The sequence below is a fragment of the Vreelandella sedimenti genome, from assembly GCF_013416325.1.
Taxonomy (GTDB): domain Bacteria; phylum Pseudomonadota; class Gammaproteobacteria; order Pseudomonadales; family Halomonadaceae; genus Vreelandella; species Vreelandella sedimenti.
In genome coordinates this window covers 42,839-49,338 of sequence record NZ_JACCGK010000026.1, presented here as the reverse complement: position 1 = coordinate 49,338, position 6,500 = coordinate 42,839, and the positions used below count along the sequence as shown (strand labels likewise).

Here is a 6,500-nt window from a genome sequence, read left to right as displayed (position 1 = left end):
GCCGGCTGCATCTGGAACTCAGCGACGAAGAACTGGCCTCGCGCCTGGCCGAAAGTGACCCCACTGCCGCCTCAACGCTGATCGCCAGCCAGGGCGGCTACCGCCAGCTGTATATTGAGCGGGTGCTTCAAGCCGACGAAGGCTGCGACTTCGACTTCCTGGTCGGCTGCCGCGGGTCTGATGTACCGCGGCACTCGCATTGATCGCTTTCCCGGCGCTAGCGAATCGCAACCCGCCCCAATCTGGTTAAGCTTCGCGGGCGGTTTGGCTATCTAACAGCGTCTGGGCATCGGTAGCGTTTAGCGCCATGGTGATGCCTCCCATGCAGGTCATGTCGCGATCCCAGGCGCAGTGTTCGATGCGGGTAGTGCCCATCAGTTCGGCCACTAGGGCATCGTCAATGGCGGTGTGCATGGCGGCTTGCATGGCGTCAAAGCCACGCACGCCGGAGCCGGTAATCAGCACGAGATCGGGGTTAAAGAGCGCCAGCACATTGGCAATGCCGAAACCCAACGCCCGCCCAGCCTCGGCGTAAATACGCTGGGCTGTCGGGTCGCCTTTTAATGCCAACTGTGTCAGCGCCTGCATCTGCTGCTCTGAGGGGTGTGCGCTGTCGCCGGAGGGTAACGCTAAATGATCGGCGGCGGCGCGATAGAGCGCGTAATCGCTAGTGTAAGCTTCAATACAGCCCCGTCGCCCGCAGGCGCACAGGGCGCCATCGGGTTGGTATTTGCTGTGCCCAAACTCCGCCGCTGAGCCATTGGCACCCAGAAAGGGCACGCCGTTAATCAATACTGACATGCCGATACCGTAGCCCAGCATAATGACCACCAAGTTGGGGCAGTCTGCATAGGCGGGCTGTGCCGCTAGAACGCTGGCGATGCAGTTGGCATCGTTTTCCAGCAGTACGCTGCAGTGAAAACGCTCCGCTAATCGCGTCGATATCGGTGCATTACGAAAGCTTAAAGCGGGGGACCAGATAATCGTACCGCTTTGCGACGAGACTACCCCCTGCACTGCCAAACAGATCCCCGCCAAGCGTTGAAATCCCTTTAGCTGTTGCGCGCAAACAGTGCTGATCTTCTCTTCCAGCAGCGCTTCCAGGTCGTCGGCGCTCAGCGTCAGGGTGGGCACCGCGTGGTGCTCGCTATGGCGTACCTGGCCCGAAAAATCCCCCACTACCAACTGGATCTCATTGATCGATAGCTTGATGCACACCACGCAGGCGGCATTAGGGTCGAGTTCAATCAAGGTTTTTGGTCGGCCACGCCCGGTGGGGCGGGGTGTTTCGGGTGGCCGTTCCGTGATCAACCCCTGCTGGAGTAGTTCGGCGCTGATTGAGGTGACGGTGGCAGAGCTAATGCCATTGAGTGCGCCTAGGTCGATGCGTGCCACCGATCCTTGGTCACGCAGAGTGCGTATCACCGCCAGGGTGTTGTCGAGGCGGCTAGTATCAGTCGACGGAAGGGCCATAGGGTCGCCGTTATAGTTCGTGTTGAAAAAAAGCAGTGCTGCACATTGCTGAGCGCTCTCATCGTGGGGTGTGAGCGCAATTGTCAAAATACGACCTAAGTTGCATATGCAAATATTTATTTTAGCACCTAAAGTAAATCAAGCATCAACCTAAATCAATCGATGTTGATAAGCCCCCAACACAATAACAACAGACTTCATCAGGTGGCCTCATGCTGTTATCAGCGCGCAAACTCTGCCGCTCGTTTGGCGAAAACCAAGTGTTATTCGACGTTGATCTCGACCTGCAGGTGGGTGAAGTGCACGCCCTGCTGGGTGAGAACGGCGCCGGTAAATCGACCCTGGTAAAAATCCTGGCCGGTTACCTTCGACCCACTTCGGGCGAGGTGGTGGTGGACGGCAGCCAACGGCACTACCGCTCCAGCGGTGAGGCGGAGGCCGACGGCGTGGTGATGATTCACCAGGAGTTGGCACTGGCGGAACAGCTCAGCGTGGAGGAGAACATCTTCCTGGGCCGCGAACTGCGCCGCGGCATGTTTCTGGATCGGCGTGCCATGCGGCAACAGAGCCGGGAGGCGCTGGCGGAGCTTGAAACCGACGTTGACCCACGCGCCCGCGTGAAAGACCTGAGTACCTCCGATCAGCAGATGGTGGAGATCGCCAAGGCGATCACCCGCGACGTGCGCGTGCTGGTTATGGACGAGCCCACCGCCACACTGACGGAAAACGAAGTATCGGTGCTGTTCGCACTCATCGACCGTTTGCGCCAGCGTGGCGTGGCGATTCTGTATATCTCCCACAAACTGCGTGAAATTGAGCAGATTGCCGACCGCGTGACGGTATTGCGCGACGGCCATTTGGTCGACAGCGGCCCCATGGCTGGACGCAGCAAGGAGGAGTTGGCCCGGTTGATGGTGGGGCGTGAGATCACTGAAATGTACCCACCGCGTACGCACCTCCCCTCCGATGCGCCGGTGGTACTGGAAGCGCGGGATATGGTGGTGCCCGGCGTCGTTAAACAGGCCAGCTTTACCCTGCGCCAGGGGGAAGTGTTGGGGTTTGGTGGCATCGTGGGCGCTGGCCGAACCGCGCTGATTGAAGCCGTACTGGGTCTGCGCAGTAAAAGCGCCGGTCAGGTGCTACGCAATGGTCAACCGGTGGTATTGCGACACCTGCGCGATGCGGTGCACCAACGAATTGCTTATCTCACCGAGGATCGCAAGGGCAAAGGCTTGGTGCTCAATATGGATCTGCGCTCCAACGTTACGTTGCTCAATTTACGCGCTCACTGCCATCCGCTTATTGACCGCCGCCGTGAAGAGCAGGCCTTTCAACAGGCCATCCAGCGCTTTGATATCCGCCTGCGGACGGCAGCGCGCACCGCTGCCGAACTCTCCGGCGGTAACCAGCAGAAGCTGCTGCTCGCCAAGGTGATGTCCATTGCCCCTGAAGTCGTGATTATCAACGAACCGACCCGGGGCATCGATGTGGGAACCAAGCACCAGATCTATCACTTTATCCATGAATTAACCGAGGCGGGCTGCTCGGTGATATTGATCTCTTCAGAAATGGGCGAGCTGATCGGCCTTTCCCACCGGGTGGCGGTAATGTGCGCCGGGGTACTCACCGGGGTGCTTGAAGGCGAGCAAATAAACGAACATGAAATCATGCAGTACGCATCCGGCATTAAGGGAGCAGAGGTCGATGAGCAGTGTCATGGCTAATAACAAAACGACTAATAAAGCAGCTAACCAAATGATCAAGCAAAAAGGCTTCGCCATAGACCTGAAAACCTGGGGGCCCTTTGTAGCACTGGTGGTTCTGGCGCTACTGGGCGTGCTGATTAATCCGGCTTTTTTGGGGCTGGATAATCTCTCGAACATGCTCACCCGCAGTGCCTTTATCGGCATTATTGCCATCGGCGCCACCTTCGTGATTACCGCCGGCGGGTTGGATCTTTCGGTAGGGGCAATGGCGGCCTTTATTGCCGGGGTTATGATTATTTTGATGAACAGCCTCGTCGAGCAGTTTGGCGCAGGGTTGACGACCGTGCTGTTCGGCGTGGGTGCCTCGCTGCTGCTGGGGCTGTGCGCTGGCTTTATCAACGGCATGGTGACTACCAAAGGCAAAATTGAGGCGTTTATTGTCACTCTCGGCACCATGGGGATTTACCGCTCACTGGTCACGTACCTCGCCGATGGCGGCACCCTCACCCTGGACTGGGCAGTGCGTGATATCTATCGGCCGATGTATTACGGCAGCTTCCTGGGCATCACCATTCCGGTCTGGGTGTTTCTATTTGTCGCCATTGTTGGCTACATCCTGCTCAACTACACCCGCTTCGGGCGCTACTGCTTTGCCATCGGCTCCAATGAAAAAGTGGCCGAATACAGCGCTATTCACGTCGATCGCATCAAAACCATGACCTACATGCTGCAGGGTGTGTGCGTGGCCTTGGCGACAATTATCTATGTGCCCCGGCTGGGCTCTGCATCGGGTGCCACCGGGGTACTCTGGGAGCTGGAGGCGATTGCCGCGGTGATCATCGGCGGCACCATGCTCAAGGGCGGGCATGGGCGTATCTGGGGCACGGTGGTGGGCGCCATCATGCTTACCATGATTGGCAATATTCTCAACTTGACCGATGCCATTTCCAACTATCTCAACGGGACGGTGCAGGGGATCATCATCATTGTGGCGGTCTACCTGCAGCGTGCCTCGTGGAGAAAAGCAGCGCCTTAAGGCACTGAAACGAATGTAAAAACCAGAAAAACGTTCGCAACATCAACCCTTAGCAGCTCGCAACGCAGCAAGTAAAAACAGCAAAACAATTACAAACACGAAAGGAGCATCACTATGCGAACCATCAAGACAGCAGTGAAGGCCTGCGTCACTACTGCAGCACTCACTTCAGCAATAGGGCTCTCCGGCGCCGCGGTTGCCCAGGAGTACACCATCGGTGTCTCCATTCCCGCCGCCACCCATGGTTGGACGGGGGGCGTTAACTACCATGCCGAAGAGGCCAAAAAACGCCTCGAGGAGCTCTATCCTGACATTGAGATCACCATCTCCACAGCGGGCACGGCGGGAGAGCAGGCCAATGATCTAGAAGACTTGGTGTCGCTGCGCAACATCGACGCGCTGGTGGTGCTGCCGTTTGAGTCTGGGCCACTGACCGATCCGGTGCGCCGGGTTAAAGAGTCTGGGGTGTTCGTCACCGTGGTAGATCGAGGCCTGACGGAAGAGGGGATCCAGGATCTCTATGTAGCGGGGAATAACCATGAACTAGGCCGCGTGTCCGGCGAGTACATCCGCGAGCGCCTTGATGATCAGGGCGACATTGTGGTGCTGCGCGGTATTCCCACGGTGATCGACGATGAGCGGGTGCAGGGCTTCCAGGAAGCGATCGAAGGCTCCGAGGTCAACATCCTCGATATGCAGCATGCCAACTGGAACCGTGATGATGGCTTTGAAGTGATGCAGGACTACCTATCGCGCTTCGACAATATCGACGCCGTCTGGGCCCAGGATGACGATATCGCGCTAGGGGTAATTGAAGCAGTGCGCCAGGCGGATCGTGAAGACGAGCTGTTTATCGTCGGCGGGGCGGGCATGAAGGACATTATTAAACGGGTGATGGATGGTGATGAGCTGGTGCCAGTGGACGTGTTGTATCCACCTGCCATGATCGCCACTGCCATGGACCTGACCGTACAACACTTTGTCTCCAATGGCCCGGTGTTGGGTGAGTACATTCTAGGCTCGCCGCTGATTACCCAGGAGAATGCCGAGCAGTACTACTTCCCCGATTCGCCGTTCTGACCGCGTATTGATTGCGTAGTGATTAATAGGCGCGGGTAAAAGCACCACTCCTTCCCGCGCCTACCCAAGCACTTAATCCAAACGATATTGAGAGAGTCCTATGAAAACAATCAAAGGGCCAGCGCTCTTTCTCGCCCAGTTCGCCGGTGACGAAGCCCCCTTTAATAGCCTCGACAGCATTGCTGCCTGGGCGGCGGGGCTTGGGTATCAAGGCGTGCAGATTCCCAGCTGGGATGCACGCATGATCGATCTCAAACGTGCTGCCGAGAGCCGCACCTACTGCGATGAGATCAAAGGCACACTGGCCGAGCACGGCTTAGCGCTTACCGAGCTCTCCACTCATCTTCAGGGCCAGTTGGTCGCCGTACATCCTGTTTACGACGAGATGTTCGATGGTTTTGCGGTACCCGAGGTTCGCGGTAATCCCAAGGCACGCCAGGCCTGGGCCGTTGAGCAGCTCAAGCTGGCCGCCAAGGCATCGCAAAACCTGGGACTCACCGACCACGGCACCTTTTCCGGGTCGTTGGCGTGGCCGTTCATCTATCCCTGGCCCCAGCGTCCGGCGGGTTTGGTCGAAACCGCTTTTGACGAACTGGCGAATCGCTGGCGCCCGATTCTGGATGCGTTTGATGAGGCGGGCGTGAACCTCTGCTACGAGATTCATCCCGGCGAAGACCTGCACGACGGCATCACCTTTGAGATGTTTCTTGAGCGGGTCGGCAACCACCCGCGCTGCCATATCCTTTATGACCCTAGCCACCTAATTCTGCAGCAGCTCGACTACCGCGGCTTTCTGGACGTCTATCGCGACCACATTCAGATGTTTCACGTTAAGGACGCCGAGTTTAATCCCAGCCCCAAGCAGGGCGTTTACTCAGGCTATCAGTCGTGGACGGAGCGCGCGGGGCGCTTTCGCTCCCTGGGCGATGGCCAAATCGACTTCAAGTCGATCTTTTCCTGGATGGCGGCCAACGACTACCACGGTTGGGCGGTACTGGAGTGGGAGTGCTGCCTGAAACACCCGGAAGTCGGCGCCCGGGAAGGTGCGACCTTTATCCGCGATCACATTATTGAGGTCACCGAGCGGGCCTTTGATGACTTCGCTGACGGCGGCTCCGACCAAGCCGCCAATCGCCGCATCCTCGGTCTTTAATAACGAGCCTCAATTAATTCAACCCCATTAATTCAACGACAGCGGAAGGGCA

5 protein-coding genes and 1 pseudogene are annotated in these 6,500 nt (G+C 57.7%); 5 read left to right on the top strand and 1 reads right to left on the bottom strand.

The window, feature by feature from the left end; all coding sequences use genetic code 11:
• A pseudogene (locus HZU72_RS21895) lies at positions 1–203 on the top strand (dihydroxy-acid dehydratase); the annotation flags it as partial.
• 43 nt (positions 204–246) lie between these two features.
• Here the strand turns inward: HZU72_RS21895 and HZU72_RS21890 are convergent.
• The gene (locus HZU72_RS21890) at positions 247–1,473 is read right to left on the bottom strand and encodes an ROK family transcriptional regulator (RefSeq protein ID WP_180095901.1); all 1,227 of its coding nucleotides are present in this window, start codon (positions 1,471–1,473) and stop codon (positions 247–249) included.
• 212 nt (positions 1,474–1,685) lie between these two features.
• Between HZU72_RS21890 and HZU72_RS21885 the strand changes: the two genes are divergently transcribed.
• From HZU72_RS21885 to HZU72_RS21870, 4 genes are all read left to right on the top strand, one after another.
• Positions 1,686–3,197 carry a sugar ABC transporter ATP-binding protein gene (locus HZU72_RS21885; RefSeq protein ID WP_180095899.1) on the top strand — a complete coding sequence of 504 codons (1,512 nt, stop codon included), beginning with the start codon at positions 1,686–1,688 and terminating at the stop codon, positions 3,195–3,197.
• A complete protein-coding gene (locus HZU72_RS21880) occupies positions 3,190–4,215 on the top strand; it encodes an ABC transporter permease (protein WP_223828102.1) in 1,026 nt (341 codons plus the stop codon). Before HZU72_RS21885 ends, HZU72_RS21880 begins: the two co-directional genes overlap by 8 nt.
• Before the next feature lie 114 nt (positions 4,216–4,329).
• The gene (locus HZU72_RS21875; protein WP_159177363.1) at positions 4,330–5,295 is read left to right on the top strand and encodes an ABC transporter substrate-binding protein; all 966 of its coding nucleotides are present in this window, start codon (positions 4,330–4,332) and stop codon (positions 5,293–5,295) included.
• A gap of 100 nt (positions 5,296–5,395) precedes the next feature.
• A complete protein-coding gene (locus HZU72_RS21870) occupies positions 5,396–6,448 on the top strand; it encodes a sugar phosphate isomerase/epimerase family protein (protein ID WP_180095897.1) in 1,053 nt (350 codons plus the stop codon).
• Positions 6,449–6,500 lie beyond the last annotated feature (52 nt).